The organism is Bacillus sp. SG-1 (assembly GCF_000181495.1).
In the GTDB taxonomy this organism is placed as follows: Bacteria; Bacillota; Bacilli; order Bacillales; family Bacillaceae_B; genus Rossellomorea.
In genome coordinates, this window is sequence record NZ_ABCF01000005.1 from 76,996 (window position 1) to 102,719 (window position 25,724).

A 25,724-nucleotide genomic window follows, 5' to 3' on the forward strand; every position below is an offset into this window, starting at 1 on the left:
ACTTCGGTGCCAGGCGCGACCCGGATTGTGTCGATTGGCCGGGCTGGGAGGTGTTGCCTGGTCTCAAAAATAAAGTATGTCAGGCACAACAGTCAGGCGTTGTCCCCCGTCCCCGCTGCCAAGCAACTTCCGATAAATAAAAAAAGACTCCGCACATGTGCAGAGCCCCCATAATCATATTAATTTTTCCGCCGCTTCAACGGTTTGTTTCAATAGCATCGAAATGGTTACCGGACCGACTCCGCCGGGAACGGGGGTGATGGCATCTGCGCGTTCAAGGCATTCTTCATAGTCGACGTCACCGACATTGCCTTTGTTATAACCGGCGTCCAATACCATGGCGCCTTCTTTGATCCAGGAACCTTTGACGAAGTTCGGCTTGCCGACGGCCGCCACGACGATGTCTGCCTTTTTCACGATTTCTTCAAGGTTTTCAGTATATGAATGGCAGGTCGTCACGGTTGCATTCCGGTTCAAGAGCATCATGGAAACAGGTTTTCCCAAGATAGGGCTGCGGCCGATGACGACAGCGTGCTTTCCTTGAATAGGCAGCTCGTAATGATCCATAATCGCCAGAATGGCCGCAGGGGTACAGGAAGGATAGGTGCCGAAACCGAGTGAAGTCTGGCCGAATCCTAAAGACGTTACACCATCCACATCTTTTTCAATCGCAATCGCTTCAAATGCAGCCCGTTCATCTATCTGTGGGGGCACAGGATGCTGCAGAAGGATTCCGTGGACCCCTTCATCCTCGTTCAATGATTGTATGGTTTCCAGTAATTCTTCCGTTGTGGTGTCGGTTGGAAGATGTATTCTTCTAGAACGGATGCCCAGGCGTTCGCACGCATTTCCTTTCATTTTTACATAAGTGGCGGAAGACGGATCTTCTCCGACAAGGATAGTGGCAAGACAAGGAGTGATTCCATTCTCTTTAAGTTTTTCGACTCGCGGCTTCAAATCCTCTTTTACGGCAGTTGCGACACGGTTACCATCCAGAATTAATTTTTCTTTCACAATCATTTTATTCCCTCCTGGTTAATGTCAGTTGATTTTGGTTTGAGAACAAGAAAAGAGACTGACTCACAGAACATACCTCTCCTTCAGAGTGGATTCTGTAAATCAGCCTCAGCCCAGGCGAACGGCTATTAAGCGTAAGAAAAGCAGCTCCCTTGTGGTTGGTTCCACAGTTTTCGCCAGTTACTGCTTTTGTCGTTATGTTTGTTGGTCTTAGTATAACACGAATGTAAAGTGTAATTCCAACATTAATGTTCGGTTTTTAAAGAAAAGCTACTGAACATAAAACTTCTTCATGCTTCGGTCAAAAGTCGCAGACCAGACTCATGCTAATTAGTGAAAGCAATCTCTCTCTAATACCCGATTAGTTTAAACAGCCTCCCCAATATAATGAATGTAACAACTGAAACGAAAGGGGATTTTAAAATGAATTCAGATAAAGTGGTTATGATTACAGGAGCTTCCAAAGGATTGGGGAGAGAGCTGGCGTTTGCTTTTGCAAAAGAGGGGGCTAAGCTTGCGATCTGTGCCCGCGGAGAGGAAAAGTTGAAGGAGGTACAACGTGACCTGGAAAGAATAGGTGCAGAGGTACTGGCGGTCGCAGCCGATGTATCGAACCAGAGAGATGTCGACCGCTTTGTTTCAATTACAGAAGGGGTCTACGGACGAGTCGATGTGCTAATCAATAATGCTTCTGTATTTGGTAAGGGGCCATGCCTGCTGCTGGATTATCTAAATGAAGAGTTTGAAGACGTGCTGAGAGTCAACGTGATGAATACGCTGATGATGACAAAACGGGTCCTGCCTGGAATGCTTTCACGCGGAGGGGGTTCGGTCATCAATTTGACTTCGGAAGCGGGCAAAACCGGATTTGCTGAGTGGGGGGCATACGGAATCAGTAAATTTGCGGTTGAAGGAATGACGCAGACATGGGCGGATGAACTGAGTGAAACGGGTGTGCGAATGAACATGGTCGATCCGGGAGAGATGGATACGGAAATGCATGATAGGGCTGTTCCTGACTGTGACTATGAGCTTGCCAATCCTGCAGAAGTCGTAGATGTTTTCTTATATCTGGCTTCAGATGAATCATCACAGATAAACGGTCAGAGATTTGAAGCCCAAAATTTTAATGTAAGGGAGGAGGAGATCTGATGACGGCGATCAATAATGCGTTCGAAATTCCGCAGTCGCTTAACGCAAAGGTTCCGGCAGAACAAAGAGGTGCGGGAAGGGATGATGTCCGCTTGATGGTCATGAACGGTGAAGAAATTCATCATGAACGTTTTTCCTCCCTCCCTGACTTCATGGAAGAAGGAGACCTTCTCGTGTTTAACAACAGCCGTACTATTCCTGCGGTCCTGAAAGGGAAGGCATGCAATAGGGAAATGGAAATCAGGTTGTCAAGGCAGCTGGATGACCAGCGCTGGGAGGCACTAATTTGGGGAGGGCTGTTTTCTGCAGGAGACGAATTGGAGCTGAAAAACGGGGTGAAGGCGGTTATCACGGGGACCGGCAATGAGAAACCGTTGGTCACTATCGACTTTTCTATAGGAGGAGTTGATCTGATCGACTATATCTACAGCTATGGAGAACCGATTCGATATGAATATATTGATTCCCCCTGGACGCTGGATGTCTATCAGACTGCCTACGCTTCCGTTCCTGGATCCGTTGAAATGGCATCTGCCGGGAGGGCTTTCTCCTGGAGGATGTTCGAAAAATTAAAGGAAAAAGGAGTCCGGACAGCCTTTCTGACGCTTCACACCGGATTGAGTTACTATGGAAACGACCGCTGGCCGAATCCGCAAAAGCATCCGGAAGCGTTTCATATACCGGAGGAAACAGCCAAGCTTATCAACGCTGTTCGGGAAAAAAAGGGGCGTGTGATTGCCGTGGGTACGACTGTGGTAAGAGCCTTGGAAACAGCAGTTGATGAAAAAGGTTATGTTTCCGCATCAAAAGGCATCACGAACCTTTACATCCAGAAAGACTATCAGCTGAAAGCCATCGACGGTCTTGTTACAGGCCTGCATGAACCTGAGGCGACCCACCTTGAAATGCTGGCAGCATTTACGTATGAACACCATCTCTTTGATGCATACAGACAGGCATTGAAAAAAGGATATCTGTGGCATGAGTTCGGGGATATGAATTTAATTTTTGCAGAAAGATTGAAGTCATGAAGTGGCATCACGCCGGTATTGAGGTAAGCAGCCTGGAGAAGTCAGTCCCATTCTATGAAGAGTACTTCCAGTTTGAAGTGCAGAGCTGCCTCATGTTGGGGGAGGAAAAAATCATTTTCATGAGCCGGGGGTCTGTCGTAGTCGAGCTGATTGAGAACCCGGAAAGCCAGGCCCGCTCTTCCTCCCTCCATTTTGCTTGGGAGGTGGAGGACCTCTCCTGGTGGATAGAGCGCTTGGAAAATTGCGGACTGCAGCCAATTGAAGGTCCGTATCAATTAGACAGCGGAATGACTGTCATTTTTTACAAAGGACCTGATGGGGAAGTGATTGAGCTCGTTTCCCAGTGAAGAGGTGTTTATTAAACTTCCATTCTATGATAAAGTATTTCGAGTGGCAAACTAACAAATAGGATGGGATTTCATGAACAGACAATACAGGTTGCGCTGGGCGTTCTTTACCATCGGACTATTGGTACTTGCATTCGGAATTACTTTAACAATAAAAGGGAAAGACCTTGGCATCGGGCCATGGGATGTTTTCCACTATGGATTGTTCTTAAAGTTCGGGCTGACGATCGGATCCTGGTCCATTATCGCAGGTCTTATCCTCTTGCTCATAACCGGTCTGGCAACAAAGACATTTCCTAAAATCGGCGCTTTCCTTAACATGCTATTAATTGGATTATTTATAGATTTCTTTAACTTTATCATTCCTGACACTTCTTCAATTGTGATACAAAGCATATTATTTGCGGCTGGGACGATCATTATCGGATACGGAATAGGAATCTATGTTTCCGCCGACTTTGGTGCGGGTCCCCGTGACAGCTTAATGCTCCTCATTGTTGAAAAGACCGGTTGGAAGATACAATGGGTGAGAAACGGAATTGAAGTCGCCGTATTCCTTCTGGGCTGGATGTTAGGCGGTCCTGTCGGCATCGGAACAATCATTATCGCTTTCTTTCTTGGATCGGTTGTCGGTGTATCGCTGCCTCAATGCCAGCGCCTGCTCCGTACATTGGCGGAGAGAGAAAGAGAAGCAGAAACAGCTTCTACCAAAATATAAAGTTTTTAAAAAGGCATGCCCAGGTGGTGTGTCTTTTTTTTATTGCACAATGGAAATTTGATTGGTCATTTCATGAGAGAAGAAGGTAAAACTACGCTCGTTGTTGAAGAAGAGAATAGAAAAACCTATTACAGGAGGAACGGGATGGAGAAAATAGCTCAATTATTCAACTATCACGCATGGGCGACAGACAAGCTGCTTGCTTATATCGAAAAAGAGGTGCCTCACACGTTTTCAGTGCAGATCAAAAGTGTATTTCCATCAATTGCAGAAACAATCCAACATCAGTATGAAGTCGATTGCTTGTGGTATGGCAGGATGAATACGGGGTTTCAAGACGACCGAAAAGAGCTTTTGACACTGAAAGAATACCGGATGACGTTTCAAGACTTGCACGAGGGAATCAAGAGTTTCATTGCCGACAGTCCGGATCTCACCCGACTGGTTCACTATCAAACTTCCTCTGGAGAAGAGTTCACGAATAGATTGGAAGATCTTCTTCAGCACCTTGTCAATCATGGCACTTATCACCGGGGAAATATCAGTGCCATGCTGCGCCAGCAGGGATGTCCAGGACATTCAACGGATTATATCTATTTTTTGAGAGAGATGGAACGATGAAGGAATATATTGGAGAATGTCAGATTTGCAGGAAACCCCTGTATTGCCTGGATGGTTTTTTCAATGGCATTCATGACTCCGTTACGAAAAAACTTATATGTTTTAACTGTACAGAGTCACAAATGGAGGTTGAAAATGACGTATGCGCAAAAGGTAATCGAACTCTTCAGACAGCATAAAAATGAAGAAAGTGCAGGTCCGATGGAAGCTTATATGAGGAATCAGTTTGAGTTTCTCGGAATCAAAACACCGGAGAGAAAAGCGCTGTTGAGTGCACTCATTAAAGAACATGGGAACCCGGACCTTAACGAGCTTCCTGAAACGGTCAGGACACTTTGGGAGCAGCCTCAGCGTGAGTTCCAGTATGTGGCTATAACATTGCTCGATAAGCAAAGAAGAAAGCTGCAGCCGGAGCATCTTTCTCTGCTGGAGGAACTCGTTGTCACGAAATCGTGGTGGGACACAATTGACTCGATTGCTTCGCGGCTTGCAGGATTTGTGATTAATAAGTACCCGGAAGAAGGAGAAGCTTATTTGGATAGATGGATTTCTTCCGACAATTTCTGGCTGAACCGGACAGCGATTCTTCACCAGCTTACTTACAAAGGGGATACCGATGAAGAAAAACTGTTTTCCTATATAAAGCAGCACTCTTCCTCCAGGGAGTTTTTTATCGAAAAAGCGATAGGATGGTCACTGAGGGAGTATTCGAAAACAGCACCGGAAACCGTGGTGGATTTTATTGAAAAGGAAGACCTTCGTCCGCTGAGCAAACGGGAAGGGTTGAAGTACTTGAAGAATAAAAAGTTAATATAGTCTTTTCTTGACTGAGCTTCGGCTTGGAGAAAGCTGTTTTTGTAATGGTCGGAATAGAGCTGATTCCAGCAGAAGATATGTGACTTCGAGCGTCAAGCCCCCGGAATCAAACCACATATATTAATCTCTCCCATTCCGTACGCCGATGAATAACCGCTTGTAATATTTCTTATTGGGCATTCACCCAACCGGTTTTGCTGCATAAGATAGAATGTGTTCTCCTATTTATCAGTATCCGAAAAGGAGTGTTTTTAGTGAGCGGAAGAATTCGTAATTATTATGCCGGCGGAAATACAGCCAGGGGTTTTCACAGTTTATATGCTTCCAACCTGCAGGGGCTGGATCGCCTATTCATCTTGAAGGGTGGACCGGGAACAGGGAAATCGTCTTTGATGAAAGCAATCGGCAGCTACTGGAATAACAAGGGCTGGGATGTCGAGTATCTTCACTGTTCATCCGATAACGATAGCATAGACGGATTGATCATTCCCGCTTTAAAGGCAGGAATTGTGGATGGAACGGCCCCTCATGTCATCGAGCCGAATCTGCCGGGTGTGGTTGAAGAATATATTAATCTTGGTGCTGCTTGGGATTCAGGGATTTTAAGAAATCATAAAGACGAGATAACAGCTTTGACGTCCGAAATTACGGAGGCTTTTCAAACAGCGTATAGTACTTTTGCAAAAGCGCTGAAGATTCACGATGATTGGGAAAAAATCTATATAGACAATATGAGCTTTGAAAAATGTGATGCGCTGACTGCAGAGCTGATGGAGAAATTCTATTCACATATATACTTAAACAAAAAGGCTGAGGTAAGGCACCGGTTTTTGGGCGCCGCTACTCCAAAGGGGCCGCGTGATTTCATCGGCAACCTGACAGAAGAGCTGCCGAGGCGCTACTTCATTAAAGGCAGACCGGGGACAGGAAAATCCACTATGCTCAAAAAGCTCGCTCAGGCGGCGGAAGACAGGGGTCTGGATGTAGAGATCTATCATTGCGGCTTTGATCCGAACAGCCTCGACATGGTGATTGTACGTGAGCTCGGTTTCGCGATCTTTGACAGTACGGCTCCCCATGAGTATTTTCCAGAACGGGATGGGGATGAAATCGTCGATGTGTATGAACGGGCTGTCACGCCGGGAACTGACGAAAAATATGCGGAGTCCATTAAGGAAATCAGCAAGCGCTATTCAGATACAATGAAAGAGGCAACATCTTACCTGGCAAAAGCAAAAGCACTACACGATGATCTGGAAGCGTACTATATCAGTGCCATGAACTTTGAAGTCGTTGAAGAGCTGAAAAATAACATCCAGGCAGAACTGGCTGGTTTATCTCAAAGAGAATAAAGTAAGAAAGGATAACCCGGAAGGCGGGTTATCCTTTTGCGTTAGCGCTTTAAACCACTAAAAGGGACAGTCCCTCTTAGTGGTTTAAAGCACTAAAGGACTTGCTGCTGGAACTTAAATTTCATCGAATTGAGTTCTTATTTTCATGGTATAGTGGGAAACGGGGGATAAGAATATTAGAGGGAGAATAAGGGGGAATATCAATGAGTTGGAATGATTGCATTGTGAGGCATAATACCCACTCAGTCAAATGGTCCTTTTCAGACGAAGAAATCATCCCTATGTGCATTGCTGATATGGACTTTCAAGTGTCAGCCGCAATCACAGAGGCAATGAAAGAAAAGGCAAAACACGGTATCTACGGATATACAACGTTTAGTGAGCAATACTTCCAGACAATCCTTACGTGGTGGAAAAACCGACATGGTCTGGAGGTTAAAAGAGAGTGGATTTCATTCAGCCCGGGAATCATTCCTGGGATAAACATCTTATTGGGACTTTTAACCGAACCGGGAGACGCTGTCATCGTACAGGATCCTGTTTACTATCCGTTCTACAGCTCTATTGAAAACCATGGCTGTACAGTTTTAAAAAATACACTTACATATAAAGATAGCCGTTATCAGATGGATTTTACAGATTTGGAGTCAAAAGCGAAGGACCCCAACACGAAGGTCCTGATTCTCTGCAGTCCACATAATCCTGTGGGGCGGGTTTGGACAAGAGAAGAGCTTGAGAGGGTCGTTAAGATTTGCCTAAAGCATAATGTTTGGGTCATTTCCGATGAAATGCATGGCGATCTGACTTATGAAGGAAACACTCATCTTCCGTTATTCAGTATTAATGAGGAAATCAAACAGAAAAGCATCCTATGTGCAGCTCCAAGTAAAACCTTCAATATCGCCGGACTGCAGACTTCGATTCTAATGATCCCTAACCAACAATTGCGAGAAAAATATGAGCAAAAACTGCAGAACTTTGGTCTGGCCCGGCCAAACGCCTTTGGGGTCGAAGGAACAATTGCGGCATATGGACAGGGAGAACCCTGGCTGGATGAATTGCTGATGTACTTAGAAGAAAATCGCCAATTGGCTATCAATTATTTGAAGGAAAACATCCCTTCCGTGAAACCGGTCGTGCCGGAAGCAACACATCTCATCTGGCTAGATTGTTCAGAACTAGGATTGAATCAAGAAGAGCTGTTTGATTTCTTTCTTGTAGAAGCCAAGATTAGATTTGACGAAGGATACAAATTCGGCTCAAGCGGCAGCAATTTTGTCAGGATGAACATCGCCTGTCCACGAGAACGATTGAATGAGGCTTTGAGAAGAATGGAAGAAGCTGTCTTGCGAAAGCAGGTGCGTGATGGGGCGGGTTCTGTGTAGTTTTATGGGGTAAATCCAATGCCCAGTAGATAAATTTGGAGATAAACATACCACCATAAAAGGGAAAAGCCAGTGATGTTGGATAGATTAGAGGCTAAGCATACCATCATAAGAAGGAAAGCCGTTGATGTTGGGTAGATTAGAGGCTAAGCATACCATCATAAGAGGGAAAAGCCAGTGATGTTGGATAGATTATAGGCTAAACATCCCATTATAAAAGGGAAAAGCCGTTGATGTTGGATAGATTAGAGGCTAAGCATACCATTATAAGAGGGAAATGCTGGTTATATGGGTAGATTAGAGGCTGAGCATACCATTATAAAAGAGTAAGACCACTTATAGTGGTAAGATTCCTGGGTTACCGACTGCAATTAGTCTTTGCATAACATAATCAAACTCCTGAAGAACAAGCTAAGGGCCGCTTCTCTAAAGAAGCAGCCCTTTTGTTATGCTCTTTTTTGCATTTCCACCAAAACCTGCTGATATGCCTTGGCTTCATTCGCCATTCCTTTTTCCTGGTACAGCCGGGACAGCCATTTGACAGGTTGCGGATCATCAGGACGCAGCTCCATCTCCCAGCTGAAGCAGTCTATGGCACGGTCGATGTTATCCAATTGATAGTAGTGTTCGCCCAATTGTGACTGCCGTTCAGGATCATCCAGGAGGGCAAGCATCTTGCTGATTTTCGCAGCGATCGGCAGCGATATATTTTGGGTTTTCAGGGGAGTCATCCACTTCACAATAAACGGGACATCGTACCCTTTAAGAAGTGATTGGACACAGGATTTCAGTATTTTATCCAGCTTGGCTGGCTGTTCCTGCAGGACAGAGATGATTAAAGTGTTTAATTTCTCTAATGGGATGTCAGTTTTTTGCCATTGAACCGCTTCAATGATGCCGGATAATAGATTCGCATCGATCGACTTGAGGCCGGCAGGAGATTGGCTAAGCAAATCCAATGCCTTCTCGTACTCTCCCGATTCAATTGATGCTTGAAGGAACTGTTGGAAGATTCCTGTGTTATCAGGCAATGCTTTTGCGAGTTGGAATAGGATATCTCTTTCTTCGTCTGCACTGAAATGTGTACGTATCCATAGGGTTAGGGATTGGAGATTTTCACCGCAAGGGTTCTTAAGGAAGCTTTCAATCATTAAAGCGGTGGTGGTCAATGCTTGTTTCTGCTGAAGTAAAAGTTGTTGAAGGGCTTCGTTGTTTTCTTTTTCGTGTCTCTGTTTCCAAAGTTCTGAAGCAGCATAAAGCGGATCTTTTTCGAGAAGGTTGATTGGGCGCTGGTTATAAAGTTTTTCATAGGAGCGAAAATTCAAATCGGCACTTGTCTGGCGGACCCAGGAGTGATTAGGGAAAGTTTCAGCTAGTATCCAAAGAATTTTATAAGCGTGAAGGAATTGACCATTCCGGCGGTATTCGTAATAAAGATTCCGGATCAGGCGGAAGAGTTTCTCGTTTGACAAGAAGGCATCAAGTGCCCGGAAAATATAGGCTGTTTCCTGATTCGTCATAGTATTAAGCAGTTTTTTATGTAGGTCATTGAAGCTGGACATTTTAAATGGTGTGTTCCTCTCCATCAGGACGGCTGCCAGTGGATGTGGGCATAAAAAAACAATTCCCTCTTTGAAAGCCTGTTCGATAAAGGAGCTTCGTTTAAGCTTCAAGGCTTTTTTGCATGTCAGGAATTGTTCTTTATAGAAAAATAGGTAATGTAATTCTCGCTGTGAATCCAAGGCTTCTACAAAAGTGAGATCTCTGAAAAACGCAATTCGTTCAGGGGTAAACTTCCAAGGTTCCATTAAGGTTTTATTAGTGGTCATGCCTACCGCCTCCTTTTGCCCTCAGTATAACATACTTTCCTTAAACAATCACAATCCGTTATGTATCCAGGCAAGCCACCCGCAAAACAGAGTAATCTTTCCTTGTTTTAGCAATACTATTTGCAAATAAGTTTTTGCCGATAGAGGGTGAGCATATGTCATTGCAGCTGATTGAAGCATATATTCCAAAGAAGCATTTTGACAAAGTCGATGAGAAGCTGCAGAAGTTTTATTCAACATCATATGTGGTCCGCAATCATTCTAAAGAGAAGTGTCTTGTCAGAATGATCGTGAATACGAGTGACTCAGAAGAGATCCTGAACTATTTGGAGAGCATCATCAATGTCGTGGATGGGTTCGAAGCGACGTTATTTCCTGTCCAGAGCCATATCAGGCGGAAATCGGCAGAGGAGATTGAGAACGAAAAAAAAGAGAAAGAGGATGAACGTAAGTCGATCCAACGGGCAAGCCGGCATGAGTTATATGTGAAGATTGAATCGATGAGCAATATTCATATGAATTATCTATTATTCGTGATTCTGTCATCCATAGTCGTGACCATCGGTATCATTAAGAACAGCTCTGCCATCGTCATTGGCGGGATGGTGATTGCCCCGCTGCTCGGCCCGGTCATTGCCTTGGCTTTCGGGTCGATCCTTGGAGATTTCAAGCTCGTAAAACAGGCCCTGTTAACCGTGCTGGCTGGAGTAGGGATTTCCCTGCTCATTGCCATTCTATCGAGTCTTGTATTACCGGTCCCTGTAGAAAGTGAAGAATTTGTTTCTCGCATGAGAGTCGATTTCATGGACGGAATCCTGGCACTTGCTTCCGGTGCAGCAGGAGCGCTGGCGATTTTGAGGGGCTCCCCAAGTTCTCTTGTCGGAGTCATGGTTGCAGTCGCTCTGCTTCCTCCGACCATTGTCCTCGGAGTCACCATCGGGGCTGCCTTATGGGAGCATGTCCTCCCGTCCCTGCTGCTGTTATCCGTGAATATCAACAGTGTTCTGCTTTCAGCGGTAGTCGTTTTCAACCTCTCAGGAATCCGCCCAATAAAGTATGATGAAATCCAAAGGGCGAACAACTCCAGAAAATTCGCTTTGATATTTGTCAGTATTATCTTCTTAATCTTGATTGTGACGATATTTTTCAATAACCATGCATACTCGACGAATGTAGGCTCCTAAGTAACTAAGGAAGTCCGGGGAACCGCGGATGCCAATATAATCGACACTACAGCACAATAATTTTGTCCGTCACACGTAAACATGTTAAAATATATAAGTAGTAATCATAGCAAACAGCTTTTAAATAATTTAAATTATGTACACCTGACGTGTACATTTGTTTCTGAAGCGCTTACAAATTCTCACTATTACATATGGAGGGTTACGTGATATGACAAGCAAAAAATTAGATCAATTTTTACAGGAAAACCTGAATGACTTAAGAGACCGTGGACTTTACAACGAAATCGATCCGGTTGAAGGTGCGAATGGCCCGATCATCAAAATCGGCGGAAGAGATTTAATCAATCTTTCTTCCAACAACTACCTTGGACTGGCAACAGACGAAAGACTGAAAAAAGAAGCCATCAAAGCAGTAGATAAGTATGGTGTCGGCGCTGGTGCAGTGCGTACCATCAACGGGACTCTTGATATCCACCTTGAGCTAGAAAGGAAAATTGCCGAATTCAAAGGAACAGAAGCAGCCATCGCGTATCAATCCGGCTTCAACTGTAACATGGCGGCCATTTCTGCTGTCATGAACAAGCATGATGCCATCCTTTCCGACGAATTAAACCATGCTTCCATCATCGACGGATGCCGCCTTTCACGTGCAAAAGTCATCCGTTATAACCACTCTGACATGGAGGACCTGCGTGCGAAAGCAAAAGAAGCGGTTGAGTCTGGTCAATACAATAAGGTAATGGTCATCACGGACGGAGTCTTCTCCATGGACGGAGATGTTGCGAAGCTTCCGGAAATCGTCGAAATCGCTGAAGAATTCGATATCATGACGTATGTGGATGATGCTCACGGTTCAGGTGTCCTTGGGAAAGGTTCCGGTACAGTTAAACACTTCGGATTGTCTGACCGTGTTGATTTCCAAATCGGTACACTGTCAAAAGCAATCGGTGTAATCGGAGGCTATGTAGCCGGTAAGCAGAACTTGATTGACTGGCTGAAAGTGGCGTCGAGACCTTTCTTGTTCTCTACTGCGTTGACCCCAGCGGATGTTGCAGCAACAACAAAAGCGATCGAGCTGATTTTAAACAGCACAGAACTTCAGGATAAAATGTGGGAAAACAGCAATTACCTGAAAGAAGGCTTAGAAAAACTTGGTTTCGACATTGGTAAAAGTGAAACACCGATCACGCCATGTATCATTGGCGATGAGAAAACGACTCAGCAGTTCAGCAAGCGCCTGAATGAGGAGGGCGTCTATGCAAAATCGATCGTGTTCCCAACGGTGCCTCGCGGAACAGGACGTGTAAGAAACATGCCGACTGCAGCTCATACAAAAGAGATGCTTGATGAGGCTCTTGCAATCTATGAAAAAGTCGGCAAAGAAATGGAACTGATCTAAGAGAATTCATCGGTGGTACTAGTTATAAAAAGAAAAGGTTTATAAAGGGTTGGTTGGAGAGGAAGATTAGATCCCGGGATCAATCCAGCTCCAGCGGCCAGCGCCTAGCAGATTTCGGTCTTCCTCCTTGCGATAAGTCAACATCGACCCACTAGTTCGTCGTGTTTCCTTTATCTCATGCGGGAGCCCTCCAATCTGTACGGCGCTGAACGGCCGCTTACGCTTTTTATTGGGAGGTTGGAAAAGATGAAGAAGATTTTAGTAACAGGAGCTCTTGGGCAGATTGGTTCAGAGCTTGTCATCAAAATGCGCGGTATCTATGGCAAAGACAATGTCATTGCCACAGATATCCGTGAAATCGACTGTGAAGTGGTAACAGGGGGTCCATTTGAAATCCTTGATGTAACGAACGCAGAAAAAATGATGGAAATCGCTAAAAGGCATGAAGTGGATACCATAATCCATTTAGCTGCTCTTTTATCAGCAACTGCAGAAGCGCAACCGCTGCTAGCCTGGAACCTGAATATGGGCGGGATTGTCAACGCGCTTGAAGTGGCAAGAGAGCTTGACTGCAAGTTCTTTACCCCGAGCTCAATTGGTGCGTTCGGTCCTTCCACACCGAAGGATCATACACCGCAGGACACGATCCAGCGTCCGACAACTATGTATGGTGTCAACAAAGTATCCGGTGAACTGCTTTGTGACTATTACTACAACAAATTCGGCGTTGATACCCGCGGTTTGCGTTTCCCGGGACTGATTTCTTATGCAACACCACCGGGCGGCGGCACAACCGATTATGCAGTTGATATTTATTATAAAGCCATTGAAAATGGCTCTTATACATCTTACATCGATAAAGGGACATACATGGACATGATGTATATGCCTGATGCTCTGAACGCCATCATCAATCTGATGGAAGCCGATCCGACTAAGTTGAAGCATAGAAATTCATTCAATGTGACTGCCATGAGTATTGAGCCAGAAATGGTAGCGGCTGAAATCCGAAAGCATATTCCTGATTTCAAGCTGGACTATGACGTAGATCCAGTCCGACAAGGAATTGCCGATAGCTGGCCAAACTCCATTGACGCCTCAGCAGCGTCCGAAGAGTGGGGCTTCAAGGCAGAGTATGATCTTGCCCGTATGACGGAAGATATGCTGGAAAAATTGAAAAAGTAAAGATGAGATGAGCGGGTGCCAATAGGGCATCCGCTTATTTTAGTGGCTTTTGTAGTGGGAAATACTGCAGAATGTGGAATTGCGTTAAAATCCAGAGTAATTGCTATTCTGGAATATTTGCATTTAAGACAAAATAATCTTGCGTCGATTTAGAAATTATTGCGTCTAATTCTAGATAAAATTACCTCAAACGAAAATTCCATCGATATAACTAAAACCCGCAGTGACCTGCGGGTTTTAGTTATATCGATTAAAAAACAATATGTCCGATAAGAACGATAATCGGCAAAGTGATTAGGGTTCTTTCCAAGAAAATGATGACCAGGTCTTTAAAGTCTACGGGGATTTTCGATCCAAGCAGCAATCCGCCGACTTCGGATAAATAAATTAACTGTGTGACGGAAAGACTGGCAATGACAAAGCGTGTCAGTTCACTTTCAATGCTGGAGCCGAAAATGGCCGGCAGGAACATGTCAGCGAAACCGACAAGAATGCTTTTGGAAGCTTCAGCTGCTTCGGGTACTTGCAATAATTCAAGAATCGGGATGAACGGCGTTCCGATCCAGCCGAACACAGGCGTGTTTTCGGCGATGATCAGTGCAGCTGTACCGATGGCCATGACAATCGGAGCCACTCCGAGCCACATATCCAGTACATTCTTGAAGCCATCTTTGAAGAATTTTTTGAAACTGTTATTTTTGCGTGCTTGTATCAAAGCCTGTTCGAAGCCATAACCCAAACGTGAGTACCCTTGAGGAATCACATCCATCGTATCCTGACCTTCCTGGCCGTTGTAGTACGTATTTGGCTTCCGGGAAAGCGGCGGGATACGGGGCATGATCAGGGCTGCTACAATCCCTGACAGCACTACAGCTCCATAGAAAGGTAAAAAGTAATTCCCCAGACCGACTTCAGCTATGACCACAAGGCTGAATGTAATCGAAACAACAGAGAATGTCGTTCCAATAATGGCAGCTTCTTTCTTTGTATAGTAACCATCTTCATACTGCTTGTTTGTCAAAAGGACACCGATGGTTCCATCACCAAGCCAGGAAGCCAGAGCATCAATGGAGGAGCGTCCAGGCAACCCGAATAAAGGGCGCATTACTTTTGTCAGAAGTGCCCCCAAGAGCTCCAGCAAACCAAAGTTAAGCAGCAGAGGCAGAAACAGTCCGGCAAAAAGGAAAACAGAGAAAAGGATTGTCAATAATCCATCAACGCTTAACAGCAACCCTCCGGTAGCATCTGACCAGACCCATTCCGGTCCGATTTGAAACAGTGTCATGACGGCAAAGATCCCGCCGAAAAGACGAATGATAAGCCATACCATATTTACAGCGAATAAATTATTTAAGAAGGCATTATTCATAATAAAGTCAGGTTTAAAAAATTTTGCTGTAAAAGAACCCAATACGGTCACGATGATTAAACCAGTCATAATAGAAGGAACGAATGCACCGATATTATCCTGGATAATCCCGGAAAGGACCGCTATTGGAATCGTCACTCCATCACCCTGCGGGATAGGAATCATAAATAAAAATATACCTAACAGCGACGGGAAAAGAAACAGAAGCACATTTCCCGCGCTAACATTACCTTTTACATTAGATTTTCCATTGTCCATAAAACTTCACCTCAACGACGTAATATAATACATGATAATTCATATTTATTCAACTATCTAGAAATACTTAAAACTATGAAGCTACCAAGCTGCCAAGCAAACTTCCTCCCTTCCCATTCCCCTATCTTCTATTATAGAAACAAAAGCACTTATATTCAAAATTTTATAATAAATCAAACAGATTTTATAGAGATTTAAGTCTTACTTCTCGGGCGCCAAGCAGCAGCCTCGATACTTTTTTGGAAATAAACTTCAAAAAAAATAGGAAAATAGGTTTATAGGTGAGACGAAAGGGGTATATTGCCTACCATATAAAAAAGTATTGAATTAGTAGGTGGGTCTGTATGAATTCTCTTTTTAAACTTTCGGATAAACAAATACTGGAAATTTATGAGCGATCAGTTGAACAGAATGTTGTAGAAGATTTTATAGAGATGGTAAAGCAGGAATTGAACAGACGCGGTCTGTTATCAGCATAGGAAGCTGCCTTAATGGGGCTTCTTTTTTATTTGAAGCTCTGTTAAATCTTAATGTTGTTTTTTTGCTACAATGTTTGAAACAGATGGCAACAACTACTGGAAGGCCGCCGCCTGCTGGTAGAAGCGTGTGCTGGGTGAAAATCAACAGCCGTGGTCAACTACTCCCTGTTATTCGTTCAAGTCATCACGATTCTTATAAGAACTCAAGGTTTAAGGGAATATAGAAACAACGGTTGATTGGAGCGGAAATCAGGCAACTCCTAATATAAAATAAAATTCTTTGCGATTATTAGTTAAGTAAAGCGAGCAAGGGTAAAATAACCGTGAGTGTATCTTTACAAAAAATTAGTATTTGGGTGTTAAAATGCCCTTAGACAGGAACAGTTCCTGTCATGCAACTAAGGAGTAAATACCCTTTTAGAAAGAAGGTAATGTCGAATGATTTCAATTATTGCAAGTGACATGGACGGGACGCTTTTGAACGGCAAGCAGGAAATAAGCGAAGCAAACCGTAAGGCTATTCTGGAGGCTCAGGAAAAAGGAGTCCAGGTGGTCGTTGCGACAGGGAGATCTTATGAAGAAGCAAAATATGTTCTAAAAGAAGCGGGAATTTCATGCCCGATTATCTGTGTGAATGGAGCCGAAGTCCGCAATGAGGAAGGGCAAGTGGTGAAAACGAATGCGATTGAAGAAGAGAAGGCCCTTGAAGTCATGCGGATTTTGAAGGATCTTGGTATTTATTATGAATTATACACAAACCAAGGTGTATATACGGAGGATTTTGAGAGAGGCATCCAATCCATCATTGATATTTTCAAGACGGCCAATCCGGAGACGTCCGAGCAGGCCATCAGGGACTCAGCACAGGAGCGTTTTGAGAAAGGCCATATCAAGGTTGTCGAGGATTACAGCGAGGCCTTTTCAAACGGTAATGTTGTATATAAATTTCTGGTCTTTTCGTTTGACGATCATCTTTTAAAAAAGGCAAAAGACCAACTTGAAAATGCGGGCGGTCTCGCCATTAGTGCTTCAGGCCGTGAAAACCTGGAAGTGACGAGTGAAGATGCCCAAAAAGGCATTGCCTTAAAGAACCTTATTGAAGAAAAAGGTCTTAACGCTGAAGATGCCTTGGCAGTAGGCGATAATCTTAACGACCTTTCAATGATGAAAGTAGTCGGAAGACCGGTGGCTATGGAAAATGCAGCAGAAGAAATCCTGGCATTTTGCGGATACAAGACATCAAGCAATGAAGAAGATGGTGTCGCCAAAGCAATATACGAAGCCTTAGAGGAGAAGTCTGCAGCAGTTGATTAAACTCGTTTTAACGGGTACATAATGGATATGACAAGCACCTCCTGAGATTGGACTAAACATAGGAGGTGTTTTCTTTTGATTTTCTTAAGCATAGCAGATGTTAGCAAATTGTGTTTATACTTAGCCTTCTTCAGGTCTCGATATATCTAATGGGCAAACACTTATTAAAGTATAGGAAGGGGTATTCCCGTGAAAAAACAGTTCAAAACGATGACAATCTTATGTCTCTTGCTGCTCGCTGCTTGTTCTGATACACCTTCAGAATCTGCGCACCCTCCTGAAAGCCAGGAAACGGGAGGCAGCAGAAATCCTGATGTTGAAGTGTTAGCCGATCGTTTGGAAGTGCCGTGGTCGATTAATAAGAAAGGAAATGCCTTTTATATCAATGAGCGGACAGGAGGTATTGTAAAGGTATCCGACGGGAAAATCACGCGGATGAAGGTGAACTTGAAAGAACCTTTGGCGCAAGTTCCTGAGGCGGGTTTCCTTGGCTTCGTTCTGCACCCTGATTTTCCTGAGACACCTTCTGCATATGCCTACTATACATATCAAAATAGCAGCAGCCCTCATAACCGGTTAATGGTATTGAACCTTGACGGTGATGTGTGGGAAGAGAAAAATGTTTTGCTGGATGATATTCCGAGCGGGCAATATCATCATGGCGGCCGTCTGGAGATTGGGCAGGACAACAAGCTTTATATTACGACCGGTGATGCCACTGAGCAGGAAATCGCACAAGATCTAAACTCATTGGGCGGTAAAATTCTCCGAATGAACCTTGATGGCTCACTTCCTGTTGATAACCCGTTTGAAAATTCTTTTGTTTACAGTTATGGCCACCGTAATCCGCAAGGGCTTGCCTGGAATGAGGGCGGCGAAATCTACAGTACCGAGCACGGTCCCTCCGGCTTGGATGAAATAAATAGGATTAGTGCAGGAAATAATTACGGCTGGCCGCTGATAACAGGAGATGAAAAACGTGAAGGAATGCAGCCCCCGGTTGTCCATTCGGGAGATACGACGTGGGCGCCATCTGGAGCTGATTTTCATAAAAATTACCTATACTTTGCGGCGCTTAGAGGTCAAGGGGTAAAACGGTTTTCTTTAGACACAGGAAAGGTCGAGGAAGTCCTTTCAGGGTATGGCAGGATAAGGGACGTCCATATTGACGGCGAAACGCTATACTTTGTCAGCAATAATACAGATGGGCGGGGAAATCCTGCTGAGGATGATGATAAGCTTTACAAGGTCTCGCTTACAGAATTGAACAGCGGACGAAGTGAGGAATAGCGAGTTTGTTTTGTGAAAAATTCCCTGGGGATGAGGCTGCCGAATGAGATAAGGTTCATTCGGCAGTTTCCTGTTTCACGGCTTCTTTCTTTACTAACTCAAGGAAATCCTCGACGACTTTCTTGTTATTCTTTTCTCCTCCAAGTTTCAACATGGCACGTCCAACAAAATTTTTGCCCTTGTTATGCCCCTCATAAATAAATCTGGTATGCCTTTCATCTACTTTTTCAAAAGTGAAGGAGAGATCAATTTCAAAAGCTTTAGCCAGGACAAATCCTATGCGTTTATATTTTCTGGTGTCGGTGTTTTCATACCCAAGGGTTTCGACAATATAGGTTTCAATCCTTTTTCCTTCTTGGTATTTTTGCTGATACTTTGACCCTGTTACTTCCTCTGTCAGGTGGACAGGTTTGTTTTCAATCACCTTTGGCATGATTCTGGGCATATTTTCTTCCAGGAATAAATTCCACACCTTTTCGATATTTGCAGAAATGATTGCTTCTTCTTTCCATTGAATCATTCTATGTCCTCCCTTCCGGACTCTATAAATTCGTCGATATCGCTTAGTTTTTGCTGTAACTCTTTTATTTGCTTTACAATATTTTGTCTTTTTTGCAGCAGGAGTGTCTTCAGGTTGAAAAAAGATTCATCGTTCATCACACCTTGCATTTCCTGAATCGTCAATCCAAAGTTCCTCAGTTTGCTGAGCAGTACGGCCAGGAAATAAGACCCGTCATCATAATAGCGATAGTTATTGGTCGGATCGATATAAGCAGGTTCAAGCAATCCTATTTCAGCATAATATCGCAAGGTTTCTTTACTTAGCCCTGTAAGCTCGGAAAATTCACTAATCTTATACATATCTCCCCTCCGTCATTTTTATCATAAACTATGGGGTGCACCACATGGTCAAATGATTTTAAAATTTTCTTTCGGCTTTGTTAGTTGATGGTGATGTTACTATTTTGTTCGATTGGAGCCGAGTCGCACGCCTGAAGAGGAAATCAATGGTTGCACATACTACATAATCCTCGCATTCAACAGGTCATATATTCTGAGCAGCCTCATAATATAGAGAAGTATAAGCCAAAAACCGCCTCGAACAAAGAAAGGGCTTACATAAAATTAATTTAAAAATTTGAAATAAATGTATTGACACTTTTGAAATGCCGTTGTAAAGTGTAAATCAAGTTAAAAAACAGAATAAATTTCCATACTTCTTATCAAGAGAGGCAGAGGGACTGGCCCTATGAAGCCTCGGCAGCGGACTATTTATAGTACCGTGCCAAATCCAGCAAGCAACGCTTGAGAGATGAGAAGAGGACGGATTACATAATCATGCCCTCTTCGTTTTCAAGAAGAGGGTTTTTTATTTTGTTTTCATAAAAAAGGGCAAAAAGGAGGAATAGTTGTAGCTTCTTGGCAGTAAATCTGAGTAAACCAATATAAAAAATAAGTGATTCTTATCGAGAGAGGCAGAGGGACTGGCCCTGTGAAGCCTCGGCAGCGGACTATTTATAGTACCGTGCCAAATCCAGCAAGCATGTCTTGGGAGATAAGAAGAGTCCTTTTTGCCTGCGTGTAAAAACCTCTTCCAACTCCTGGGAGAGGTTTTTAATTTTGTAGTACATCTAAAGAAAGGAGCCGCAAAATGATTGAATTTAAAGGATTGACAAAAGTTTATGAGAGCGGTGATCAGCCTGTCCGAGCATTGGACGGCATAGATTTGAAGATAAATGAAGGGGAAATATTCGGGGTCATCGGCTTCAGCGGTGCAGGGAAAAGTTCTTTGATCCGCTGTGTCAACTGGCTGGAAAAGCCGACATCCGGAAGTGTAATTGTCGATGGGAAGGACCTTACCCGACTGACTCCAAAAGAGATCAGGGAAGTCAAACGAAACATCGGGATGATTTTCCAACACTTCAACCTATTAAACTCCAAGACAGTGTTTGCCAATGTAGCGATGCCCCTGAAGCTCGCAAAAGTTCCAAAGGATGCGATCAAGGAACGGGTAACAGAACTACTTGAGTTTGTTGGATTGGGAGATAAAGCGGACTATTATCCAGACCAGCTCTCGGGCGGACAAAAACAAAGGGTCGGGATTGCAAGGGCGCTGGCTACAAGGCCGTCCATGCTGCTTTGCGATGAAGCTACTTCCGCTCTGGATCCGCAGACCACTAACTCTATACTGCAGCTTCTTCGGAAAGTCAACAAGGAATACAACATAACCGTATTGATTATCACCCATGAAATGACAGTCATCAGGGAGATTTGTGACAGGGTGGCGGTGATTGAAGCAGGAAAAATTATCGAAGAAGGTTCGGTTTTCAATGTCTTTTCAACGCCAAAAACCAACACAGCAAGGAACTTTGTCAGCACGGTGATGAACGATGCCCTGCCGGAATCGATCAAGGAAATCGTCAGGAAAAATGCAGGACTGCAAAAAATCTTCAGAATCAATTTCGTCGGGGAATCTGCGGGACAGCCGCTTCTTTCGAAAATTGCCAAGAAGTTCGATATTGATACAAATGTGTTGTTCGGCAATATCACAGAATTACAAGGAGTGCCGTTTGGCAACCTTATTGTCGAATTCATCGGCAGTGAAAGTGAAATTAACCGGGCGCTAATGTACATCAATCAAGAGAAAGTCGGAATCAAGGAGGTCGAAGCAAATGCTAGTTGATCAGGCGCAAATAATCGAAGCGCTCATTGAAACAATCCAAATGGTCGCCTTTTCGCTGTTATTCTCAGCCCTTCTCGGCTTGCCGCTGGGAATTCTGCTGGTTGTAACAAGGAAAGGCCATCTGCTGGAAAACCTGCCGGTGTTTAACGTCTTGAACGGAATCATCAATGTGTTCAGGTCCATTCCATTCATCATTCTAATGGTCGCCATCATTCCGGTAACGAGACTCATCGTCGGGACTTCGATCGGCACGGCGGCAGCAGTCGTCCCGTTAGTATTCTATGCGGGTCCATATATTGCCAGATTGATAGAGAACTCTCTGCTGGAAGTCGAACCGGGGGTCATTGAGGCAGCGGAGTCCATGGGGGCTACCCCATGGCAGATCATCATTAAATTTTTGATCCCGGAAGCCCTCAGTTCATTGGTTCTCGCCTTCACGATTGCAACCGTCGGGCTAGTAGGTGCATCTGCAATGGCCGGAGCAGTCGGCGGCGGCGGGCTTGGAGACCTTGCGATTACATACGGCTACCAGCGTTTTGACACAACCGTCATGCTGATTACCGTCGGGATACTGGTCATTATGGTCCAGGGGCTTCAAACACTTGGAAACATTTCATCTAAAAAAATCAGAAGAAGATAACAGGAGGAATCATCTATGAAGAAACTATTTTTAGCAGTATTAATCTTGGCACTTGCAGTCACAGGGGCGGCCTGCTCCAACTCCACAAGCGGGGAAGAAACAGTGAAAGTAAAGGTCGGTGTAAGCGGATCGGATAACCGAATCTGGGATTATGTTTCCGAAAAAGCTGAGAAAGAAGGCATCGAAGTGGAAATCGTTCGTTTCTCTGATTACGTTCAACCGAATATCGCTCTTGCAGAAGGTGAACTGGATGCGAATGCATTCCAAACAATCTCTTACTTCAATGCTTTCAAGAAAGAGCATGACCTGGATTTAGCACCAATCGCCACCACTGTCATTGCTCCGATGGGAATTTACTCTGAAAAATATGAATCCGTAGAAGACATTCCGGAAGGCGGCAAAATTGCGGTACCGAACGAAGCGACCAACATGGGTAGAGCATTGCTGCTGCTTCAGGAAGCAGGCTTGATTACCCTTCCGGAAGAATTTGACGGAAATGGCGCAGTAGAGAAAATCGTAAGCAATCCGAAAAACCTTGAAATCGTTCCTGTCGTAGCAGGCCAGACTCCAAGGGTACTCCCTGATGTCGCGGCTTCAATCATCAACAATGGTATTGCCGTCGATGCCGGATTCACACCTACAAAAGATGCCATCTTCCATGAAAGTGAAACAGCAACACCTTATATCAATATCATTGCGGTACGTAGCGAAGATAAAAACAATGAAACACTTAAAAAACTTGCTGAAATCTATCAGGAAGACGATGTAAAAGAGTTCATCGAAAAAGAATACAAGGGAAATGTCATCCCGACGTTTGTTCCGTTAAGCCATATTGGAGAATGATCGTTTCCGGATCTTGGTTAGACCAGCTTAAAAGTCTCCTATAAAAAGTCAGCGTATCGACAGAATCGTGTCGTTTAACAATCAAACTGTGTCGAATATCGGCCATTCCTTGTCGAATAACGATCAAACTTTGTCGTTTATCGACCCAAGCGTGTCGAATATCAGCCAATTCGCAGTTTCCAGCATGACAAGCCAAAACAAATGAACAGGAGGAACTATCATGTCTTCAGTAACAGAGGTCCATACAGAATTAACAAACGTAATTATCGAGAACGTTGAAAGCCAAAGGGAAAAGTACATTTCCACAAGTCACAGTATCCATCAAAAACCGGAAATAGGTAACGAAGAATTTTTCGCATCAAAGCTTCTTTCCGGTATTTTAGAAGAAGAAGGTTTTGAGGTAGAGAGAGCCGTTGCTGGTCATGAAACATCCTTCCTGGCCAGAAAGAAATCAGGCACTCCCGGACCGGTAATCGCCTATTTGGCCGAGTATGATGCTCTCCCTGGACTGGGTCATGCCTGCGGTCATAACATTATCGGTACAACCAGTGTCGGAGCTGCTATTGCCCTGAGCAAAGTGCTCGATACAACAGGGGGAGAAGTCGTTGTACTTGGAACGCCGGCAGAAGAAGGCGGTCCAAACGGCAGTGCGAAAGGCAGCTTCGTGAAACACGGTTTGCTGAAAGGCGTTGATGCCGCGATGATGGTCCATCCAGCAAATTCAACAAGAGTGACATCCACCTCCCTTGCAGTCGATCCGCTCGACTTTGAATATCGTGGAGTGCCTGCCCACGCGGCCGCTTCACCGCATGAAGGAGTCAATGCATTGGATGCGGTCATCCAGCTTTTCAATGGGATCAATGCGCTGAGACAACAGCTGACGGATGACGTCCGAATTCATGGCATCATCACTCACGGGGGAGATGCCCCCAACATAATTCCTGAGTATGCCAAAGCCAGATTCTTCATCAGGGCGGCTTCCAGGTCGGCCCTGAATGAAGTAACGAAGAAAGTTAAAGCAGTGGCAGAAGGAGCAGCACTTGCAACAGGAGCCGAACTGAATGTCATTGCATTCCAAAACGAAGTGGATAACCTTCTTTTGAATAAAACTTTTGACCGTGTCTTTATAGAAGCTATTGAACAATTTGGGGAGACGGTCGACCTGAACGACAGGGAAGGTCTTGGTTCCACGGATGCCGGCAATATCAGCCAAGTAGTGCCGACAATCCACCCATTCATTAAAGTAGGTCCTGAAAACTTGGTTGGTCACACGGTACCGTTCAGGGAAGCTGCTGCCTCCCCTCAAGGAGACGAAGCGCTGATTAAGGGGGCAAAAGCTCTTGCTCTCACAGGTCTTAAACTGTTGACCGATCACCAGCTCCTATCAGCTATTAAGGAAGAATTTCTGGAAAGAAAGCAGGAACAAGACGGTAAATAATATAGGTGGATTGAGTGAAGGCAGAATCTCTTGGGGTTCTGCTTTTTTCTATAACGTAGTTTCAAGATGGCCTCCTATCCTTCCAGATAGAGGTCATCTTGTTTATTGAGAAAGCCTTATTTATTATAGAGATAAATAAAAGAGCTTTGGTTTGTCTAGTGAAAAAGATAGAAGATTAAGGGTGATTGGAAGGATTATAGACGATCGACATGTAAAAGCATCTACAGCAGGTCAGAAAATCCCGACACTCAAGGAAACCAAGTGATATTTCAGGAGGATAATGATATGAACCGTCATCAAAAATTGATCCAAGAGGCCGCAGCCTCAGTGAAGGAAATGCGCGATAAAGTCAACCAGAGCCCATGGAAGCCATCTTACCACCTGGCACCGCCAGCCTATTGGATGAATGACCCGAACGGATTCAGTTACTACCATGGTGAGTACCACCTTTTTTATCAGCACCATCCGTTTTCTCCGGATTGGGGTCCTATGTACTGGGGGCATTTCAAGAGCAGGGATCTAGCCCATTGGGAGGAAGCCCCGATAGCACTGGCTCCAAGTGAAGAGTACGATCGAGACGGTTGTTTTTCCGGAAGTGCGATTGAAAAGGATGGAAAGCTCTATTTGATGTATACAGGAAATCAGTGGACAGGTCCAGATCATGATAAGGATCTTTATCAGGTGCAGGCCCTTGCTGTCAGTGAGGATGGAATTACGTTTGAAAAGGTACCTGAAAATCCGGTCATAGATCCAGCTCCTGAAGGCGATATCCATCCCTATCATTTTAGGGATCCAAAGGTTTGGAAAAAAGGAGATCATTACTACTGTGTCCTTGGTTCACGTACAAAGGAACATGCAGGACAGGTACTTCTATACCGCTCGGAAGACCTTTATCATTGGGAGTTCGTAAATGTAGCAGCCAAAGGGGAAGGCAACTTTGGTTTCATGTGGGAATGTCCCGACCTTTTTGAGATAGACGGACAAACTATCCTCATGATGTCTCCCCAGGGGATGGAGCCTGAAGGCAGTCTTTATCATAATCTTCATCAGGCTGGATATGTCGTCGGTCAGCTTGATTATGAGACGGGCAACCTGAAGCATGGGGAGTTTGAGCTGCTTGACCATGGCTTTGACTTTTACGCTCCGCAAACAATGGAAGACCCTTGGGGAAGAAGGATCATGATTGCCTGGATGAATATGTGGGAGAGCCACATGCCTGAACAGGAAGAGGGGTTTGCAGGTGCCATGACCATCCCGCGCGAATTGATTTTGGAAAATGGCAAACTGAAATCAAAACCTGTTCCGGAATTGGAAAAAAGGCGTAAGAATCATAAAGGCTATAGCAATATAAGGGTCGAGGGAGAAAGCGTC

General features: G+C 44.5%; 24 protein-coding genes and 3 riboswitches. Of the genes, 19 read left to right on the forward strand and 5 right to left on the reverse strand.

Features of this window, described 5'->3' with window-relative positions; translation table 11 throughout:
* Positions 1–174: 174 nt before the first annotated feature.
* Positions 175–1,020, reverse strand: coding sequence for a bifunctional 5,10-methylenetetrahydrofolate dehydrogenase/5,10-methenyltetrahydrofolate cyclohydrolase (locus BSG1_RS06065; RefSeq protein WP_006836066.1), 846 nt, complete (start codon positions 1,018–1,020; stop codon positions 175–177).
* Positions 1,021–1,121: 101 nt separating this feature from the next.
* Positions 1,122–1,211, reverse strand: a riboswitch (ZMP/ZTP riboswitch).
* A 229-nt stretch (positions 1,212–1,440) separates the two neighbouring features.
* Between BSG1_RS06065 and BSG1_RS06070 the strand changes: the two genes are divergently transcribed.
* The 8 genes from BSG1_RS06070 (at position 1,441) to BSG1_RS06105 (ending at position 8,439) form a co-directional block, all read left to right on the forward strand.
* On the forward strand, positions 1,441–2,169 hold the full coding sequence (locus tag BSG1_RS06070; protein ID WP_044022491.1) for an SDR family NAD(P)-dependent oxidoreductase: 729 nt from the start codon (positions 1,441–1,443) through the stop codon (positions 2,167–2,169).
* Entirely contained in the window at positions 2,169–3,200 is a 1,032-nt protein-coding gene (locus BSG1_RS06075) for an S-adenosylmethionine:tRNA ribosyltransferase-isomerase (RefSeq protein WP_006836068.1), read from the forward strand. Before BSG1_RS06070 ends, BSG1_RS06075 begins: the two co-directional genes overlap by 1 nt.
* The gene (locus BSG1_RS06080; protein WP_006836069.1) at positions 3,197–3,547 is read left to right on the forward strand and encodes a VOC family protein; all 351 of its coding nucleotides are present in this window, start codon (positions 3,197–3,199) and stop codon (positions 3,545–3,547) included. Before BSG1_RS06075 ends, BSG1_RS06080 begins: the two co-directional genes overlap by 4 nt.
* A gap of 73 nt (positions 3,548–3,620) precedes the next feature.
* A complete protein-coding gene (locus BSG1_RS06085) occupies positions 3,621–4,265 on the forward strand; it encodes a YczE/YyaS/YitT family protein (protein ID WP_006836070.1) in 645 nt (214 codons plus the stop codon).
* Between the two features lie 144 nt (positions 4,266–4,409).
* Positions 4,410–4,886: a DinB family protein gene (locus tag BSG1_RS06090; RefSeq protein WP_198008199.1), complete on the forward strand. Its 477-nt coding sequence runs from the start codon at positions 4,410–4,412 to the stop codon at positions 4,884–4,886.
* A gap of 135 nt (positions 4,887–5,021) precedes the next feature.
* Positions 5,022–5,702, forward strand: a complete 681-nt coding sequence (locus BSG1_RS06095) for a DNA alkylation repair protein (protein ID WP_044022493.1) — start codon at positions 5,022–5,024, stop codon at positions 5,700–5,702.
* Positions 5,703–5,956: 254 nt separating this feature from the next.
* On the forward strand, positions 5,957–7,054 hold the full coding sequence (locus BSG1_RS06100; RefSeq protein ID WP_006836073.1) for a PRK06851 family protein: 1,098 nt from the start codon (positions 5,957–5,959) through the stop codon (positions 7,052–7,054).
* 203 nt (positions 7,055–7,257) lie between these two features.
* Entirely contained in the window at positions 7,258–8,439 is a 1,182-nt protein-coding gene (locus tag BSG1_RS06105) for a MalY/PatB family protein (protein ID WP_006836074.1), read from the forward strand.
* Between the two features lie 446 nt (positions 8,440–8,885).
* On the opposite strand, the gene BSG1_RS06110 is transcribed toward BSG1_RS06105, so the two are convergent.
* A complete protein-coding gene (locus tag BSG1_RS06110; protein WP_044022494.1) occupies positions 8,886–10,268 on the reverse strand; it encodes a tetratricopeptide repeat protein in 1,383 nt (460 codons plus the stop codon).
* Positions 10,269–10,423: 155 nt separating this feature from the next.
* Between BSG1_RS06110 and BSG1_RS06115 the strand changes: the two genes are divergently transcribed.
* The 3 genes from BSG1_RS06115 (at position 10,424) to BSG1_RS06125 (ending at position 14,039) form a co-directional block, all read left to right on the forward strand.
* On the forward strand, positions 10,424–11,452 hold the full coding sequence (locus BSG1_RS06115; RefSeq protein ID WP_006836076.1) for a TIGR00341 family protein: 1,029 nt from the start codon (positions 10,424–10,426) through the stop codon (positions 11,450–11,452).
* Between the two features lie 211 nt (positions 11,453–11,663).
* Complete coding sequence (locus BSG1_RS06120) at positions 11,664–12,854, forward strand: glycine C-acetyltransferase (protein WP_006836077.1); 1,191 nt, start codon at positions 11,664–11,666, stop codon at positions 12,852–12,854.
* Positions 12,855–13,100: 246 nt separating this feature from the next.
* The gene (locus BSG1_RS06125; RefSeq protein WP_044022495.1) at positions 13,101–14,039 is read left to right on the forward strand and encodes an L-threonine 3-dehydrogenase; all 939 of its coding nucleotides are present in this window, start codon (positions 13,101–13,103) and stop codon (positions 14,037–14,039) included.
* Between the two features lie 250 nt (positions 14,040–14,289).
* Here the strand turns inward: BSG1_RS06125 and BSG1_RS06130 are convergent, their stop codons facing one another.
* On the reverse strand, positions 14,290–15,666 hold the full coding sequence (locus BSG1_RS06130; RefSeq protein ID WP_006836079.1) for a YjiH family protein: 1,377 nt from the start codon (positions 15,664–15,666) through the stop codon (positions 14,290–14,292).
* Between the two features lie 344 nt (positions 15,667–16,010).
* Here BSG1_RS06130 and sda point away from each other — a divergent pair, with 344 nt between their 5' ends.
* The 3 genes from sda to BSG1_RS06140 all read left to right on the forward strand — a co-directional run bounded on the left by sda (position 16,011) and on the right by BSG1_RS06140 (position 18,749).
* Positions 16,011–16,145 (forward strand): sporulation histidine kinase inhibitor Sda, encoded by a 135-nt coding sequence (gene sda / locus BSG1_RS20185; RefSeq protein ID WP_006836080.1) that lies wholly within the window; start codon positions 16,011–16,013, stop codon positions 16,143–16,145.
* 438 nt (positions 16,146–16,583) lie between these two features.
* Positions 16,584–17,459, forward strand: a complete 876-nt coding sequence (locus tag BSG1_RS06135) for a Cof-type HAD-IIB family hydrolase (protein ID WP_006836081.1) — start codon at positions 16,584–16,586, stop codon at positions 17,457–17,459.
* A gap of 189 nt (positions 17,460–17,648) precedes the next feature.
* Positions 17,649–18,749 carry a PQQ-dependent sugar dehydrogenase gene (locus BSG1_RS06140; protein ID WP_006836082.1) on the forward strand — a complete coding sequence of 367 codons (1,101 nt, stop codon included), beginning with the start codon at positions 17,649–17,651 and terminating at the stop codon, positions 18,747–18,749.
* A gap of 55 nt (positions 18,750–18,804) precedes the next feature.
* On the opposite strand, the gene BSG1_RS06145 is transcribed toward BSG1_RS06140, so the two are convergent.
* Together BSG1_RS06145 and BSG1_RS06150 are read right to left on the reverse strand one after the other, a co-directional pair.
* A complete protein-coding gene (locus BSG1_RS06145; protein WP_006836083.1) occupies positions 18,805–19,269 on the reverse strand; it encodes an SRPBCC family protein in 465 nt (154 codons plus the stop codon).
* Entirely contained in the window at positions 19,266–19,610 is a 345-nt protein-coding gene (locus BSG1_RS06150; protein WP_006836084.1) for a MerR family transcriptional regulator, read from the reverse strand. Before BSG1_RS06150 ends, BSG1_RS06145 begins: the two co-directional genes overlap by 4 nt.
* A gap of 356 nt (positions 19,611–19,966) precedes the next feature.
* Positions 19,967–20,068, forward strand: a riboswitch (SAM riboswitch).
* A 141-nt stretch (positions 20,069–20,209) separates the two neighbouring features.
* Positions 20,210–20,311, forward strand: a riboswitch (SAM riboswitch).
* A gap of 89 nt (positions 20,312–20,400) precedes the next feature.
* On the opposite strand from BSG1_RS06150, the gene BSG1_RS06155 reads away from it, so the two are divergent.
* The 5 genes from BSG1_RS06155 to BSG1_RS06175 form a co-directional block, all read left to right on the forward strand.
* Positions 20,401–21,432 (forward strand): methionine ABC transporter ATP-binding protein, encoded by a 1,032-nt coding sequence (locus BSG1_RS06155; RefSeq protein ID WP_006836085.1) that lies wholly within the window; start codon positions 20,401–20,403, stop codon positions 21,430–21,432.
* Positions 21,422–22,072 carry a methionine ABC transporter permease gene (locus tag BSG1_RS06160; RefSeq protein ID WP_006836086.1) on the forward strand — a complete coding sequence of 217 codons (651 nt, stop codon included), beginning with the start codon at positions 21,422–21,424 and terminating at the stop codon, positions 22,070–22,072. Before BSG1_RS06155 ends, BSG1_RS06160 begins: the two co-directional genes overlap by 11 nt.
* A gap of 15 nt (positions 22,073–22,087) precedes the next feature.
* The gene (locus tag BSG1_RS06165; protein WP_006836087.1) at positions 22,088–22,915 is read left to right on the forward strand and encodes a MetQ/NlpA family ABC transporter substrate-binding protein; all 828 of its coding nucleotides are present in this window, start codon (positions 22,088–22,090) and stop codon (positions 22,913–22,915) included.
* A 220-nt stretch (positions 22,916–23,135) separates the two neighbouring features.
* Positions 23,136–24,353 carry a M20 family metallopeptidase gene (locus BSG1_RS06170; protein WP_006836088.1) on the forward strand — a complete coding sequence of 406 codons (1,218 nt, stop codon included), beginning with the start codon at positions 23,136–23,138 and terminating at the stop codon, positions 24,351–24,353.
* Between the two features lie 285 nt (positions 24,354–24,638).
* The coding region (locus BSG1_RS06175) for a glycoside hydrolase family 32 protein (RefSeq protein ID WP_083802853.1) at positions 24,639–25,724 on the forward strand (1,086 nt) is incomplete at its 3' end.

Coding starts and splice junctions, on each gene's coding strand:
- BSG1_RS06165 (WP_006836087.1), top strand. CDS start 22,088: ATGAAGAAACTATTTTTAGCAGTATTAATCTTGGCACTTGCAGTCACA.
- BSG1_RS06120 (WP_006836077.1), top strand. CDS start 11,664: ATGACAAGCAAAAAATTAGATCAATTTTTACAGGAAAACCTGAATGAC.
- BSG1_RS06125 (WP_044022495.1), top strand. CDS start 13,101: ATGAAGAAGATTTTAGTAACAGGAGCTCTTGGGCAGATTGGTTCAGAG.
- BSG1_RS06105 (WP_006836074.1), top strand. CDS start 7,258: ATGAGTTGGAATGATTGCATTGTGAGGCATAATACCCACTCAGTCAAA.
- BSG1_RS06095 (WP_044022493.1), top strand. CDS start 5,022: ATGACGTATGCGCAAAAGGTAATCGAACTCTTCAGACAGCATAAAAAT.
- BSG1_RS06075 (WP_006836068.1), top strand. CDS start 2,169: ATGACGGCGATCAATAATGCGTTCGAAATTCCGCAGTCGCTTAACGCA.
- BSG1_RS06065 (WP_006836066.1), bottom strand. CDS start 1,020: ATGATTGTGAAAGAAAAATTAATTCTGGATGGTAACCGTGTCGCAACT.
- BSG1_RS06155 (WP_006836085.1), top strand. CDS start 20,401: ATGATTGAATTTAAAGGATTGACAAAAGTTTATGAGAGCGGTGATCAG.
- BSG1_RS06150 (WP_006836084.1), bottom strand. CDS start 19,610: ATGTATAAGATTAGTGAATTTTCCGAGCTTACAGGGCTAAGTAAAGAA.
- BSG1_RS06080 (WP_006836069.1), top strand. CDS start 3,197: ATGAAGTGGCATCACGCCGGTATTGAGGTAAGCAGCCTGGAGAAGTCA.
- BSG1_RS06170 (WP_006836088.1), top strand. CDS start 23,136: ATGTCTTCAGTAACAGAGGTCCATACAGAATTAACAAACGTAATTATC.
- BSG1_RS06145 (WP_006836083.1), bottom strand. CDS start 19,269: ATGATTCAATGGAAAGAAGAAGCAATCATTTCTGCAAATATCGAAAAG.
- BSG1_RS06160 (WP_006836086.1), top strand. CDS start 21,422: ATGCTAGTTGATCAGGCGCAAATAATCGAAGCGCTCATTGAAACAATC.
- sda (WP_006836080.1), top strand. CDS start 16,011: ATGAATTCTCTTTTTAAACTTTCGGATAAACAAATACTGGAAATTTAT.
- BSG1_RS06115 (WP_006836076.1), top strand. CDS start 10,424: ATGTCATTGCAGCTGATTGAAGCATATATTCCAAAGAAGCATTTTGAC.
- BSG1_RS06090 (WP_198008199.1), top strand. CDS start 4,410: ATGGAGAAAATAGCTCAATTATTCAACTATCACGCATGGGCGACAGAC.
- BSG1_RS06110 (WP_044022494.1), bottom strand. CDS start 10,268: ATGACCACTAATAAAACCTTAATGGAACCTTGGAAGTTTACCCCTGAA.
- BSG1_RS06130 (WP_006836079.1), bottom strand. CDS start 15,666: ATGGACAATGGAAAATCTAATGTAAAAGGTAATGTTAGCGCGGGAAAT.
- BSG1_RS06135 (WP_006836081.1), top strand. CDS start 16,584: ATGATTTCAATTATTGCAAGTGACATGGACGGGACGCTTTTGAACGGC.
- BSG1_RS06085 (WP_006836070.1), top strand. CDS start 3,621: ATGAACAGACAATACAGGTTGCGCTGGGCGTTCTTTACCATCGGACTA.
- BSG1_RS06070 (WP_044022491.1), top strand. CDS start 1,441: ATGAATTCAGATAAAGTGGTTATGATTACAGGAGCTTCCAAAGGATTG.